Here is a 14,612-nt window from a genome sequence, read left to right as displayed (position 1 = left end):
AAATAAAACCATTTACCCTATTTTCAATAGAACTTCTAAAGGCATCTGTTAATTCCTTTTGTGAATAAGTTCTCTCAGTCATAGTATAAATCCTTCTGATTTTCTAAAAAAATTATTAAATATTACCTAGATAGGCCTTTTTAACCATTTCATTACAACATAAAATTTTTGCATCATCCGACATAGTAACTTTGCCAGTTTCTAAAACATATCCTCTATGGGCTATTGACAATGCCATATTTGCATTTTGCTCTACTAGTAGAACTGTAGTCCCCTGTTTATTTATAGAAACTATAAGGTCAAAGATTAACAAAACTAAATTTGGAGCAAGACCTAAAGATGGTTCATCTAATAACAGTAGCTGTGGTTCAGACATCAACGCCCTACCTATTGCCAGCATTTGTTGTTCTCCTCCTGATAGAGTTCCTGCTAATTGTTTTTTTCTTTCAAAAAGTCGAGGAAACAATTCATAAACCCTATCATATGTCTCATTTATAGTTTTTTTATCATTCCTTGTAAAAGCACCAAGCTTTAGATTTTCCTCAACTGTTAAAGCAGGAAAAACCTCTCGTCCTTCCGGGGATAAGCTTATACCTTTTTTTACAATTTGAGAAGGCGGTGTTTTAGTTATGTTTTCTTCTTTAAACCAAACCTCACCAGAAGTGGCCTTCAAAAGTCCTGTTATCGTCCCTAATGTTGTGCTTTTCCCTGCTCCATTGCTCCCAATTAAAGTTACAATCTCCCCCTGCTTTACTTCTAGGTTTACTCCTTTTAACGCATGAATATTTCCATAGTATGTGTTTAGATTTTTGACTACAAGCACAGTTATTCACTCCTTCCAAGATATGCCTCAATAACTCGTTTGTTATTTGCGATTTCCGCTGGCAACCCTTCAGCAATTTTCTTACCGTAGTCTATAACATATATCCTGTCAGAAATATTCATAACTACGCTCATATCATGTTCAATCATTATAATTGTATAGCCTTTGTCTCTTAGCTTTTTAATAAAGTTCAATAAATTATCAGATTCTCTTTCATTCATTCCCGCAGCTGGCTCATCCAGAAGGATAATTTTAGCATCAGTGGAAATGGCACGTGCAATTTCTAGTCTTCTTTGATCCCCATAGGGTAAATTAACAGCATAATTATGCATTTTATCCTTAAGACCTATTGAATCAAGTATTTCAATTGCTTTTTCATGCTTCTCTACTTCTTTGCCACGAAATTTTTTTGTTCTAAAAAGTATATCTAGGAAATTATAATTAGTATTTATATGCATTCCAACCAAAACATTCTCAATAACTCTCATATCACTAAATAGCCTTATATTTTGAAAAGTTCTTGCTATTCCAGCTTTAACAATTTCTTGTGGAGGTTGATTTTGTATGGGGTTTCCGTCAAATACAATTTCTCCATCAGTTACTGTATAAACACCAGTTAGCATGTTAAAAAGAGTTGTTTTACCAGCACCATTAGGTCCAATAATGCTTATGATTTCACCTTGATTAACTTCAAAGGAAACCCCATCAACTGCAACAAGTCCTCCAAAGTGCTTTGATAGACCTTTTACTTCTAGGAGAGCCATATCACACCATCTCCTTTTCTATATTAACAACATCATTGACAGCATTGATTGATTCTTTACTAAAATCATTATTAACGCCTTTAGGTAATCTATATTCAGTCTTTTTCTGTCCCCCTAGGATACCTTGTGGGCGATATCTCATCATAACAACTAAAACTGCACCATAAACAATAAATCTGTATTCCTGTAAAAATCTTAAAACCTCAGGAAAAGAGACCAATATAGCTGAGCCTAAGAACATTCCGTTAATGGTTCCCATACCACCTAAGATAACAATACTTAATATCATAATGGATGTATCAAATACAAAGGTATTTGGATCAATAAACCTTATCATATGTGCATAAAATGCACCAGCAAGACCTGAAAAGAAAGCAGCTACTACAAAAGCAATTACTTTATAAAAAGTAGTCTTTATACCCATCATAGTTGCAGCCATTTCATCTTCTCTTATAGCCACTAAAGCTCTTCCCATTTTTGATCTTACAATAGCCAGCATAACCAAAGTAGTTAATACCAGTAAAGCTAACATTAAATAATATAAACCATTATTATAGAGGGTTAAATCTACACCAAAGAATGAAGGCTTTGGAATTCTACTTACCCCCAAAGGCCCATTTGTAACACTTTCCCAGTTTAAGAGAATCATTCTTACGACCTCACAAAATCCAAGGGTAGTTATTGCTAGATATGTGCCTGAAAGTCGTAAGGTAGGTAATCCTAGTAACAATCCACATACTGCTGCAACAATTGCTGCAATAGGAGCCGTGATGAAAAAATTCAGACCATAATTTACACTCAATAAGGCTGATACATATGCACCTATGGCATAAAATGCTGCATGTCCTAAAGAAACCTGTCCTGTATACCCGGTAACTAGCCCTAGTGACAGTGACAAAATTGTATAAACTCCTATCATTATTATAATTCTTAGGATATATTGGGATGGTACAATATAAGGCATACCTAAAAATATTAGAGCTATAATAGGATAAGCTATTTTCTTATTTTTACTGATGTAATCTCTTATTAGTTTTATCATCTGAGATAAACTTTCCTTTTTTAAACTTATCTTTTTCATAGTCTTATACCTTCTTTATTCCTTTCTTGCCAAATAAGCCGGCAGGTTTTATAAGTAATACGATAATAAGAATTAAAAATGCTATAGCATCTCTATATGTTCCTCCAAGATAAGTAGCAGCGAAACTTTCTGAAACACCTACTACCAGACCTCCAAATATAGCTCCATGTAGTATACCAATCCCACCTAATACAGCGGCAGAAAATGCTTTAAGCCCAGCTAAAAAGCCCATGTTGGCATATACAACCTGATAATATCCACTGATCAATGTTCCAGCAATAGCTGCTGAAGCACCTCCTAGAAAAAATGTAAATGTTATAACCCGATTTACATCTATACCCATTAGATGGGCAGCTTTTTGATTTTGCTCTACTGCTCTCATAGCAAGCCCTATCTTAGTTCCTTTAATGATAAAGGTTAATACTAAAAGTAATACCAAAGATACTCCAAATATAAATATTTGAGTTGTGCTAAAACCTACTCCTCCTATATATACTGTCCCGTAATCGAAGATTTTTGGAAAAAACTTAGTTTGAGTACCAAATGCAATCATGAGGAAGTTCTGAATAATATAGGAAATTCCAATTGTTGTAATTAGGGCTGCTATACCCTTTGATTTTTTTGCACGTAATGGAGCTAATGCAAGTTTATCAATTACCACTCCAAGAACTCCTGTTAAAATAATACTAAGAATTAAAGCTGGAAAAATACCAAATTTTATTGAAACAAAAATCATTGCCATATGCGCACCGAATGCGTATACTGCACCATGGGAAAAATTTACAAGTCTCAAAATACCAAACACAAGAGAATATCCCACAGCAATTAGTGCATATACCATTCCTAAGGTTAAACCATTGGTTAATTGCTGTATTATCACATCTACACCCCTTTAAAATTGCATAATTATAATTTCTTAAAATAATATAATAAATATTCTATGATTTAGTTGTTATAAAGCAATATATAGTAGTAAGTTTATCAAATTACAATTATACAATTTATTATCTTAATAGAGATTTTAGTATGTTTTATAAATAAAATCATAAAATATATTTAGGATAATGGGGAGATATAAAGGTATAATCCTTTAGTCTCCCATTTTAATAATTATTTTACCTCTACGAACTTTCCATTTTCTACCTTAACATTAGTAAACACTTTTATAGCATCACCATTCTCATCAAACTTAGTTTCTCCAGTGACACCTGGATATGTCATTTTATATAATTCATCCTTTACAGCTGCTCTATCTACTTTATTTGCAGTTTCAATTGCTGCTAATAAAATACCTGTACTATCATAGGCTTGGGCCGTTAAACTACTTGGGATTGAACCATATTTTTCTTCATAAATCTTCACAAAGGAACTAACTGCTTCATCTTCACTGCCGTGAAAGAATATAGTTGGGAAATGAATATTTTCAGCATTTTCTTTAGCAAGGTTTATGAGCTGTTGACTATACGCATTAGAGAATCCAACAAGCTCTATATCTGGATTTACAGCTTTATACTGACTTGCAAATGGAGCAAGAATATTATACATAGCAGCAACGATAACAACCTCTGCTCCTGCATCCTTAAGTTTAGAAACATTAGGACTAAAATCTATGGTTCCATCAACAACCTCTTGATGGTCTACAACTGTACCACCAGCTTCTTCAACAAGCTCCTTAGTAATTGCAGCAGTATTAGTACCCCAGTCAGTTTTCACTGAAAGAATACCTACTTTCTTTTTACCAATAGTTTTTGTAGCTAAGTCAACAGCAACACCAGATTCAACATCTATAACCGTATTATTTCTAAAAATAAAATCTCCTTCTTTAGTATAATCGGGATGAGATGCTGAAGGAGAAACCTCAACAATTCCTACCTCTTGATAAGTTGGAGATGCTGCCATACATACACCACTGGCAAAATGTCCAACAACGCCTACTATGTCCTTATCTGAAGCAATTTTTTCGGCTATTGAAGCAGCTTCTTCCCCACTGTTTTTATCATCGAAGGCCACAACTTCAATCTTCTTTCCAATCACTCCACCATCTTCATTCCACTGCTCAACCATAAGTTCAACAGCATTTTTAAAGCCTGTACCATATTCGGCAAAGTCACCAGTTAATGGGCCTACAACAGCAATTTTAACCACTTCTGAATCTTTACTGCTTCCTGACTTTTGACCACAACCTGTAAACGTTGTCATTATTAACATAATAACGATTAAAATGCTAATAGTTCTCTTCATAATTATTTCCCCCTATATTTTTTTGGCTTTACTTATTATTAAGAAATCTAATATTGCACGTCTTACAACCCTCAGCAATTGTATCTGTAAGTTCAAATTCAAAGCCCATAGCCTCTGCAATACCTCTATCACCCTCCATAGCAATATCACATAGCAAACTGATTTTTTCTTGATCAATGCCAAGCTTTAACCACGCTTGTACTAAAGCACAGTAATGGAACTCTACATATAGTTCTTTTTCCTCTAATGTTTTTAAATCCATCTCAAAAATTTTCAAAGTATCTTCCATTAAAAATCCTTGTTTAAAATCCCTTATATCTTCTGGTTTTTCACATTTTTCCTTTAATTTCGCTCCATGAATTAAACCAGTTTTTCTAATTGCTGCCCTCGTTATTTTTTCTGCATCACAGCCCGCTTCTTCCATTTCAAGAAACATTAAAGCCATCCATGTTGCTCTGTGTTCAATTGCTGCCCTAATTGCATTGATTTTTTCATTGTCTAATAGATTTGCTTCGTTGTTGATCTTCTTCATTTTAATTCCTCCCACATATTTTTTAGTTTTAATTTTTATATATCGCTAAATTCTACCTGTTGTTTACAATAACAAGGCAGGCATTAAGCACTATTTGTTTAACATAATTTTCAATACTTCAATATCAGTTTCTTTCATTCCATTACGACCAAGTCTTCCCACTGCTGAAATGGTATCTTCCACTGTTTCTTTTACTATTCCAGAATCTACATCGAAGGCAATATTACTCATTGCCAAGAAATGTGCCATGATAGCAGCATCAAGACTGGATGCAATTTTTGCAGCACATGAAGCTTTGGCTCCATCACATACAATCCCGGAAACATTTGCTAAAGTATTAGTTATCGTTTTCTCAATCTGGTCTAAAGTACCGTCTTCAAGATACGTAATTCCTGTGCCACTACCACAAGCTGCACTTACAGCTCCACAATATGCTGACAATCTACCAATTCCAGTTTTCTGGTGAATTGATATCAAATTTGCTAAGACTAATGCACGATACATCTTTTCCTTTTGAATTCCTTTTTCCTGGGCGTAAATAATAATTGGAAGAGAGGTTGTCATACCTTGGTTTCCGCTTCCCGAGTTAGTAACTACCGGCATACTACACCCACTCATTCTTGCATCAGATCCAGCTGACGTATAAGCTTTTACTTTAGTAAATACATCATCTCCGTAAAACTTTAAAAGAATCTTTCCTATATTGGCACCATAATTACTATTTAGTCCTTCCATTGCTATATTAAGGTTGTACTCTATCTGCCTATCTAAAAGCTCTTGTATATCATCAATGTCTACAGTGTTTGCAAATTCATATATATCTTTTACATTTAAAACACTTCTATCGGACAATGGTGCATTAAAATCATCACGTTCATATTCCTTTTCAAATATAACCTGACCATCCTTCTCAATTTTTGAAATATTTGTGTGGGTATGAATGATTTCAACTATTGCCTCATGCTCTTCATTTATAGCTTTTACTATAATATGTAGATTGGCATCGTTTTCAATTATCTCAACATCACACATATTATCATCCATTAATTCTTTTACTTTATCAATATCTAACGGTCTAAGAGCTTCCAACACCTGCATCTCCCTTGATGCATCACCGCTTACTACTCCCGCTAAAGCTGCAGCCTTAATTCCTTTTAAATTCCCTGTATTAGGCACTACAACAGACTTTGCATTTTTTATTATGTTTCCGCTACACTTCACTACTATTTTTTCTGGAAAATCCCCAAGCACCTCACATGCTTTTGCAGAAGCGTATGCAATTGCAATAGGCTCAGTGCACCCAGTTGCTGGTAAAAGTTCTTCTTTCAGAATACTAATGTACATTTTGTATTTATCTCTATCTATGCTCACACTCCACTCCTCCATTTTGTCTCATTTTGATAAATTTAATTAAATTTTGTATCATTTTCATAAAATTCGATATCTTTCGTATCATTATATCACAGAATTAGACAAAATAATATAATTTTTTGAATCTTTTTATTCTTTTTTATTTAAAAAAGATTCAGCTTAAGAAAAATTGCATTTTAAAAAATCAAGCCACTTGAAGCTTTAAAGCTTCAAGTGGCTTGATTTAAACATTTACTAAATTAAAATAATATTTAAATTAATAAATTACATAATTATTTTTTGTATATATTATGCAATTACCTCAAATTATTTATTATTATCTATAACAATAACTTTTTTAGTTAAATTTGTAAGGGCTATATATAATTCTAAATACTCAATTATATCTTGATATTAAGACCCATAAGTTTTGAAAAATCAACCGCCTGGATAGGAGAAACTACAGCACCATATAGCTCTTCTATTCCAACTGCCATTCCATCTGTTTCACATTCGCTTAAATCAATATCCTTTAATTTTGTTCCTGACATTTGAGCCTGTCTCAAATTTGAATTTGTAAAATCGACCTTATTAAATTTACAATGATAGAAATTAGAATTATTTAGTAAACAGTCTTCAAACCTAACTTTTTTAATATCTGAAAAGGAAAAAGTAGAATAACGACCGTTACAGTTATCAAATATAACATTTTGCAAATACGCCTCACTCAAGTTAGCACCTAAAATCTTGCAGTTTATCATCTTAGTTCTATGTATAATAGCTCCATAAAAGTCTACATTAGATAAATCACAATCTTCAAAAATAACATCTGTTAAATCAATAAATCTAAGGGATACTTCTTTAAAAATAACATTTCTAAATATTACTTGCTTAAAAGTCACATGTTCAGCAGTTTCATTTTCAATAGAACAATCATAGACAATTTTCTCATATAATGAATCTTCCTCTTCTATATTATCTAAAGATTGAATTTCCCCTAATTGGGTAGATATTTTAGGAGATAATATTCTAAAGTTATTTTTTCTATTTTCCACTACGCATTCCTCCAAGTTTTAAATCATTTTATATAATTGAGCAAACTATATAATTACCTTCTGCAAAAACCATCTACTATATATAGCCTTAAAATCTTCAAAATCATAACATATATATTATACAATTTCCTCAATTCATTAATATTTTTAATGTCTATAATAATTGTTCTTTATTATTCTTTATATTTCCTTTATTAATTAAGAAAATTTCATAATTATCTCCTTTAAAAACCCCAGTATAAGACTAGCACAATAAGTTAAATTATTTGTCTTCATATTTTCTTCACAAGTTTATTTTATAATATATCTATAGAAATTCAAATAAGGTTTTTACAGATATAGTGAAACAAACTCTAAAACTTAGGAGGTGTTTAATTTGTGTGGATTTTGGGGATTAAACTATGGAGGTAGTAGTTGGATATGGATGTTTGGTTTTAGTTTGCTTAGATGGGCCCTGTTTATAGGTGCTGTAGTATGGATTGTAAAAACAATTACAAAAAATTCTAATAGAAGTTATTTTTCTTCAAATAAAGCAGTAGATTTATTACACGAAAGATATGTGAATGGTGAAATTACTGAAGAAGAGTATCTTCATAAGAAAAAAATATTAAATGATTAAAAGTCCAGTAATTTTGAACTGGACTTTCTTATTTCTCATTAAATTTTATAGTATATTTGGATCTCCTATCTTAACTATTTTTCCTTCTTTTAAAATTATTACTTTATCAGCAATAGCCTTTGAATCTTCTTTATCATGGGTAACAAAAATAGAAGTTATACCTGATTTTTTAATTATTTTCTTTAGCTCTCCTCGAATCTTAACTTGAAGATCAGCATCTAAATTGCTAAATGGTTCATCTAAAAGTAATAAAGATGGTCTGGGAGCTAGTGATCTGGCTAGTGCCACTCTTTGTTGCTGTCCACCACTTAATTCATAAGGATATCTTTCTTCAAATCCTTTTAAATTAACTAACTCTAATACTTCATCTACCCTTCTATCTTTTTCTTTTTTACTCATACTCTTAAGTCCAAACTTAATGTTTTGCCTAACAGTCATATGTGGAAATAATGCATAGTCTTGAAATACCATCCCAACTCCTCTTTTTTCAGGAAGAATTAATTCTTTATCATCTACTATTACTTTGTTGTCTATTTTGATAGTACCACTGTTTGGAGTTTCCAAACCTGAAATCAGTCTCAAAATAGTACTTTTACCGCTTCCACTTTCGCCTAAAATAGAAACAATCTCACCTTTCTCTATATTAATAGTAAAGTTTTTCAATGTTCCTTCTTTAGCATTCTTATATTTAAAGCTCAATCCTTTTATCTCAACATACATTAGTTCGCCTCCTTTTCTGAAGCTTTATAAAATATATAAATAGAAATGATACTTATAATTATAATAATTAGTGATGAAACTGATGCTTCATGAATCATTTCGTCATTAGCATACTCAAAGGATTTAGTTGCTAATGTATTAAAATTAAAGGGTCTTAAAATCAGAGTCAATGGCAGTTCCTTTAAAATATCAACAAATACTAAAAGAAATCCACTTAAAATTCCTGGTTTTACCATTTTGAAATCCACTTTTAAAAAGGTTTCAGTCATACTCATTCCTAGTGTTCTAGAAGCCTCTGAAAATTTCTTTCCAACCTTTTCAAAACCAGCTTCTATTGAATTGAATCCTATTGCTAAAAATCTTATAACATAAGCAAAAATAAGCATCACTATACTAGTGCTTAAAATAAGCTTACCTGAGTTTTCGTCTAATAGCCTATATATCCAAAATAGCTTTTTATCCAATGCTATGAAAAATACTATAACAGCTATAGCTATTACAGCACCAGGTATAGAATATCCAACAGTGGTAGTTTTTGTGTAAATTTTAGATATAAATCCATCATTTAATCTACAATAATTTGCAATTATAGTTCCTATTATAGTAATTAATCCAGCAGATATTATTGCTATAGATAATGAACTAAATGTAAAGCTCCAAAACTGTATATCTAATATTTTTTCATAAGTCATAACGCTCCAATGGGCTAACTGTAATGTAGGTATTAGAAAACCTAAACTAAAAACTGTAAAGCAAAACATAAATGCTAAAGCACCTTTTCCACCATTTAATCTTTGTCTTTGAATTGGTCTGAATTTTGTATTTGTAAAGCTAAATTTCTTTCTTCCTCTTAATATTTTTTCTGCCATAAGAATAGCAAAAACTATAAATAATAAAATAGCTGATAATCTAATTGCGGAATCTATATCTCCCATTCCGAACCATGTCTTAAATATCGCTGTACTAAAGGTAGGTATCCCAAAATACTTTACAACTCCATAATCATTTAGCACCTCTAATATTACCAAGCTAACACCACCAATAATTGGAACCCTAGATATAGGAAGTACAACATGTATAAATATTTCAAGTTGATTTCTTCCTAAAAGTCTGGCATTCTCTACTAAAGCTGCTGATTGTTTTTCTAGAAAGGATTTCGTAATAATGTATACATATGGGAATAGAAACATTGTAAATATGAATATGCTACCTTGTATTGACATAATATCTAAATATTTTTGATTCACACTAATATTAAAATAGTTTCTCAAAGTTGTTTGTACAACTCCTGTATAATCTAAAATACCATTATAAGTATATGCAGCTATGTAGGGCGGGATTGCTAATGGTAATATAAGAGCCCATTTAAAGAATTTTCTTGCTGGAAAATTATAGGCTAATATTATCCATGACAAACCTATACCAATAATGGTAGTAAATACCCCAGTGAATACTACTAATATCATAGAGTTTATTATATAGTCCTTTAAAAGATATGTTTTTATATGAGTCCAGTTTTCATTAGGTTTATTCAATAAATTAATAAGTATATTCACATTAGGAAGTATAATTAAACATATAAATATAAAGCTTAAAATCGACCAAATATTAATATTATGCTTTATATCTCTTTTTTTCATCAAATTCTTACACCTCATTTGCTTAAAAGCAGCCTCTAAGGGCTGCTTTTTAATTACTTCCAACCAACTTCATTAAATATTTCTACTGCTCTTTTATTAAACTCACCTAACTTAGATAAGTTAATTTCTTGGGTCTTAAACTCTCCCCAAGATTTAAGGAGCTTGGATGGCTCAACATTTGGATTTGCAGGATATTCATAGTTAGCCTCTGCAAATTGTCTTTGTGCTTTTTCACTTGATAAGAATTCCATTAACTCAACTGCATTTTCACTGTTTTTAGAGTATCTTGTAAGTCCTATACCACTTACATTTATATGAGTTCCAGTTGTTTCTTGATTTGGAAAGAATACGCCTACACTCTTAGCAACCTTTACTTCCTCTAGGTCTGATGAATTAAGCATTTTTCCTATATAATATGTGTTCATTATTGCTAAGTCACCTTCACCAGCAACAACAGCCTTAGCCTGAGCTCTATCGTTGCCCTCTGGATCTCTTGCCATATTTTTCACTATTCCTTTAGCCCACTGTTTAGCTTTATCTTCTCCATCTATTGCTATCATCGATGCTAGCAAAGATTGATTATATATATTAGATGATGCTCGAACTAAAATTTTTCCCTTCCATTTATCACTTGCTAAGTCTTCATAAGTCGAAAGTTCTGAAGGATTAACCCTATCCTTTAAATATACAACAACTCTTCCTCTTACAGTAAGTCCAAACCATTGATTATCTTTATCTCTTAAATTTTCAGGGATATTCTTTACTAAAGTATCATTTTCTATAGACTTCAATAATTCTTTTTCTTTTGCTCTAAATAATCTACCTGCATCAGCAGTAATTAAAAGATCAGCCTCCGTATCTTCTCCTTCTCTTAAAAGTCTTTCAATTAACTCATCTGATTTACCCTTAACTACATTAACCTTTATTCCAGTTTCCTCTGTAAACATCTTATATAGTTCTTCATCAGTGTCATAGTGTCTATCTGTGTAAAGATTTACAACCTGTGCCTTATTCTCCACCTGGTTATCTGAAGAATTCTCTACTTTTTCTTGTGGAGCTTGTAATTCTTCTTTTGACTGACATCCTGCAAAAGCTAATAGTGATGCTACCAATACTAGTCCTAAAGCTATTTTCATAAATCTACCTTTCATATTATGTATCCTCCTTCGATGATATTAGTTATCAATTTATGCACCCAGTATATTGATAACGATTTTCACTATCATCAGTATATTTGATAACAATTTTCATGTCAACAGACAATATTTACCGTTTTCTTCTGCAAATAACTAAAACAAAAGTCCAGTAAATAAATCTGGACTTTTGTAAACAAATCAGCTATTTTATATTTATGACATCTTTCAAGAACCATCGAATATTTTATACGCATAAATTAAGTTTTCCTACGTCAAATCTATATTTTCAATCTAATTTTTTGCTCTAAAAATTATTGTCTACAAAAGCTAGAGGCTACCCTCTAGCTTTTACTATTGATTGCACATATCTTATGAGATTTTCTTCATTGCCTTCATTAATTTTCCTAATAATTTCACTTCCAATAATAACACCATCTGCTCCATTATTCAATACTGTTTCTACTTGCTCATCACTGTATATTCCAAATCCAATTTGTATTGGAATAAATGAAAGTTCTCTTATCTTCTTCATTGTAGATAAATATTTGTCTGGAAGTTCTCCCTTACCTCCAGTAGTTCCAAGACCTGTTACCACATAGGCAAAACCTTGATTATTAGAAATTCTACTGCTGATTGTTTTTTCATCCATTTCTTCATTATATATTTGAATTAGATTCACATTATTATTTTTTCTTGTCAAATACTCATCAGGACAAAGAATTGCATCGTAATACTCTCCTTTAGAAATAAGATCGTATTCCTTTATTCCCTGATTATATGTCATAATAACCAAGGGTAAGCTAGGATATTTTTCTTTTATTTCCTTTAATAATTCAAGCAATATTTCTTCACTAAATCCATTTTCTAAAACCTTATTATGAGCATAGCTTATAGTTTTTCCATCTAAATGAGGATTTTTTACTGGTATGCCCAATTCTAAAATATCCATTCCATTCTTAACTAAAATATCTAAGCTTCTAAAAAAACCTTTCCTATCTGGATAGTCTGCCATAAGATAGAAGGTTATACATTTATTTTTCTCACTAAATATATTATTTATCTTATCCATTTATATCACTCCCAATATCCATCCAATTATAGGACCGAAAAATGCATAATCGGTTTCGCAAAGCACCCTCATAACTGGTTCAAATCCTCCTATATATGGAATAAGAAGGGCTTGCCCAAATATCAAAATCAAACCATTTATAAAGGAGCCTGCAATAGCACCTCTACGTCCACCAGTTGAATTACCAAAAATAGCAGTTACAGCTCCAGTAAAGAATGTAGGTATTAATGCTGGGAATACTAATATTGGATATTTTAATGCTCCTAAAATCAACATTCCAATCAAGCTTGCAATTAAACTTGTAATAAAGCCTACAATTACAGATGTTGGATGGGAAGGAAATAATAATGGAATATCTAATCCAGGAACTGCATTAGGCACAACTTTATCAGAAATACCATGGAAGGCCGGTACAATTTCTGACATCATCATACGTACCCCGGTGATTATAACCGTTATCCATAACCCAAAGGTTAAACCATTCAGTATTGAAAATGTAACTATATCCTTTCCCCCACTAACTTTTTCTGCTACAAATCCAGGACCTGCAAATAAAGCAATAATAAAGAATATTAATGTCATTACTACACTTAATGCAATCGTTGTTTCCCTCAAAAACTCTAATTGTTTAGGTAATTTTATATCTTCAAGACTTTTTTCTTTATTTCCTACTAGCTTTCCTACTTTAGCAGATATCCAGCAACCTATTGAGCTTGAATGCCCTAGGGTAAATCCTTCTCCTCCAGGAACTTCCTTCATAAGGGGTGCTATATATGCACAAGTAAAGGTTAGATATACACCTAAGAGAATTGATCCTATTATAGTTACCCATAGTGGTGATAAATTTGTACCCACAGTTAATAATGCTGCTATTAGTCCCGCATAAAAGAAAGATACATGGGCAGATAGATGAATATATTTAAATTTCGTAACTCTAGCCAATAATACATTGACTAAAAAACCTAATGCAAATATCAATGTTGCCGATGCTCCAAACACAGCCATACTTGCACCAATAGCTCCTCCTATGTCTGCCATCTGGGTTTCCATACCAAAGATTTTTTGAAGCATAGGCTGTATGGGCAACAATGTCATACCCATACTTTGAGCGCCTGTTGTAATCAATAAGAAACCAACCATTGTTTTAACTGTACCTGCTATAATCTCATTGAATTTCTTTTTCTGAACCACTAATCCCAAAAGTGCGACAATACCTATCAAAAAAGCTGGTTCACTTAACACATTTGATATAAGATACATTATGATATCTTTCACGTCAATGCCCTCCTCTATTCACAAACTACTTTTCCAATTTTCCTATAACTTCCATGAGTTGACTTTTAAGATATTCTTTATCAGTAAGGTTATCAATTTTAATAATTTGAGCTTCACTATTTCTTAAGACATTGGCAAAATCAGAAGTAGTTATTATGATATCAGCACCCTTTGGATCAATAGATCCTATATCAGTTGCATCAACCCTGGCTTCAATATTTTCCTTTGAAAGAATCTGTTGTGTAAAAACCTTAAGCATCATGCTGCTTCCAACTCCAGCTCCACAAACCGTATATATTTTTAACAT

General features: G+C 31.9%; 15 protein-coding genes. 1 reads left to right on the top strand and 14 read right to left on the bottom strand.

Features of this window, described 5'->3' with window-relative positions; translation table 11 throughout:
• Positions 1 to 115: 115 nt before the first annotated feature.
• From B5X81_RS20640 to B5X81_RS20605, 8 genes are all read right to left on the bottom strand, one after another.
• Positions 116 to 823: an ABC transporter ATP-binding protein gene (locus B5X81_RS20640; RefSeq protein WP_170917526.1), complete on the bottom strand. Its 708-nt coding sequence runs from the start codon at positions 821 to 823 to the stop codon at positions 116 to 118.
• 2 nt (positions 824 to 825) lie between these two features.
• A complete protein-coding gene (locus tag B5X81_RS20635) occupies positions 826 to 1,587 on the bottom strand; it encodes an ABC transporter ATP-binding protein (protein ID WP_079494469.1) in 762 nt (253 codons plus the stop codon).
• Between the two features lies 1 nt (position 1,588).
• Positions 1,589 to 2,668 carry a branched-chain amino acid ABC transporter permease gene (locus B5X81_RS20630; protein WP_079494467.1) on the bottom strand — a complete coding sequence of 360 codons (1,080 nt, stop codon included), beginning with the start codon at positions 2,666 to 2,668 and terminating at the stop codon, positions 1,589 to 1,591.
• A gap of 4 nt (positions 2,669 to 2,672) precedes the next feature.
• Positions 2,673 to 3,548 carry a branched-chain amino acid ABC transporter permease gene (locus B5X81_RS20625; protein WP_079494465.1) on the bottom strand — a complete coding sequence of 292 codons (876 nt, stop codon included), beginning with the start codon at positions 3,546 to 3,548 and terminating at the stop codon, positions 2,673 to 2,675.
• 230 nt (positions 3,549 to 3,778) lie between these two features.
• The gene (locus tag B5X81_RS20620) at positions 3,779 to 4,909 is read right to left on the bottom strand and encodes an ABC transporter substrate-binding protein (RefSeq protein ID WP_139380417.1); all 1,131 of its coding nucleotides are present in this window, start codon (positions 4,907 to 4,909) and stop codon (positions 3,779 to 3,781) included.
• A 28-nt stretch (positions 4,910 to 4,937) separates the two neighbouring features.
• Positions 4,938 to 5,441 carry an L-2-amino-thiazoline-4-carboxylic acid hydrolase gene (locus tag B5X81_RS20615; protein ID WP_079494461.1) on the bottom strand — a complete coding sequence of 168 codons (504 nt, stop codon included), beginning with the start codon at positions 5,439 to 5,441 and terminating at the stop codon, positions 4,938 to 4,940.
• A gap of 90 nt (positions 5,442 to 5,531) precedes the next feature.
• Positions 5,532 to 6,812, bottom strand: a complete 1,281-nt coding sequence (locus tag B5X81_RS20610) for an L-cysteine desulfidase family protein (RefSeq protein WP_079494460.1) — start codon at positions 6,810 to 6,812, stop codon at positions 5,532 to 5,534.
• Between the two features lie 380 nt (positions 6,813 to 7,192).
• Entirely contained in the window at positions 7,193 to 7,846 is a 654-nt protein-coding gene (locus B5X81_RS20605; protein WP_170917524.1) for a pentapeptide repeat-containing protein, read from the bottom strand.
• 376 nt (positions 7,847 to 8,222) lie between these two features.
• Here B5X81_RS20605 and B5X81_RS20600 point away from each other — a divergent pair, with 376 nt between their 5' ends.
• Positions 8,223 to 8,465 (top strand): SHOCT domain-containing protein, encoded by a 243-nt coding sequence (locus B5X81_RS20600; RefSeq protein WP_079494456.1) that lies wholly within the window; start codon positions 8,223 to 8,225, stop codon positions 8,463 to 8,465.
• A 45-nt stretch (positions 8,466 to 8,510) separates the two neighbouring features.
• On the opposite strand, the gene B5X81_RS20595 is transcribed toward B5X81_RS20600, so the two are convergent.
• From B5X81_RS20595 to B5X81_RS20570, 6 genes are all read right to left on the bottom strand, one after another.
• The gene (locus tag B5X81_RS20595) at positions 8,511 to 9,185 is read right to left on the bottom strand and encodes an ABC transporter ATP-binding protein (RefSeq protein ID WP_079494454.1); all 675 of its coding nucleotides are present in this window, start codon (positions 9,183 to 9,185) and stop codon (positions 8,511 to 8,513) included.
• Positions 9,185 to 10,825, bottom strand: coding sequence for an ABC transporter permease (locus B5X81_RS20590; RefSeq protein ID WP_079494569.1), 1,641 nt, complete (start codon positions 10,823 to 10,825; stop codon positions 9,185 to 9,187). The genes B5X81_RS20595 and B5X81_RS20590 overlap by 1 nt, the downstream gene beginning before the upstream one ends.
• 53 nt (positions 10,826 to 10,878) lie before the next feature.
• The gene (locus B5X81_RS20585) at positions 10,879 to 11,976 is read right to left on the bottom strand and encodes a Fe(3+) ABC transporter substrate-binding protein (RefSeq protein ID WP_079494452.1); all 1,098 of its coding nucleotides are present in this window, start codon (positions 11,974 to 11,976) and stop codon (positions 10,879 to 10,881) included.
• 319 nt (positions 11,977 to 12,295) lie between these two features.
• Entirely contained in the window at positions 12,296 to 13,030 is a 735-nt protein-coding gene (gene trpA / locus B5X81_RS20580) for a tryptophan synthase subunit alpha (protein WP_079494451.1), read from the bottom strand.
• Entirely contained in the window at positions 13,031 to 14,305 is a 1,275-nt protein-coding gene (locus B5X81_RS20575) for a PTS ascorbate transporter subunit IIC (protein ID WP_244282186.1), read from the bottom strand.
• Between the two features lie 25 nt (positions 14,306 to 14,330).
• On the bottom strand, positions 14,331 to 14,612 hold the full coding sequence (locus B5X81_RS20570; RefSeq protein ID WP_079494449.1) for a PTS sugar transporter subunit IIB: 282 nt from the start codon (positions 14,610 to 14,612) through the stop codon (positions 14,331 to 14,333).

This window comes from Maledivibacter halophilus (assembly GCF_900167445.1).
Lineage (GTDB): Bacteria > Bacillota > Clostridia > Peptostreptococcales > Caminicellaceae > Maledivibacter > Maledivibacter halophilus.
The sequence above is the reverse complement of the archived record's forward strand: the minus strand, read 5'-3'. Positions and strand labels throughout refer to the sequence as shown.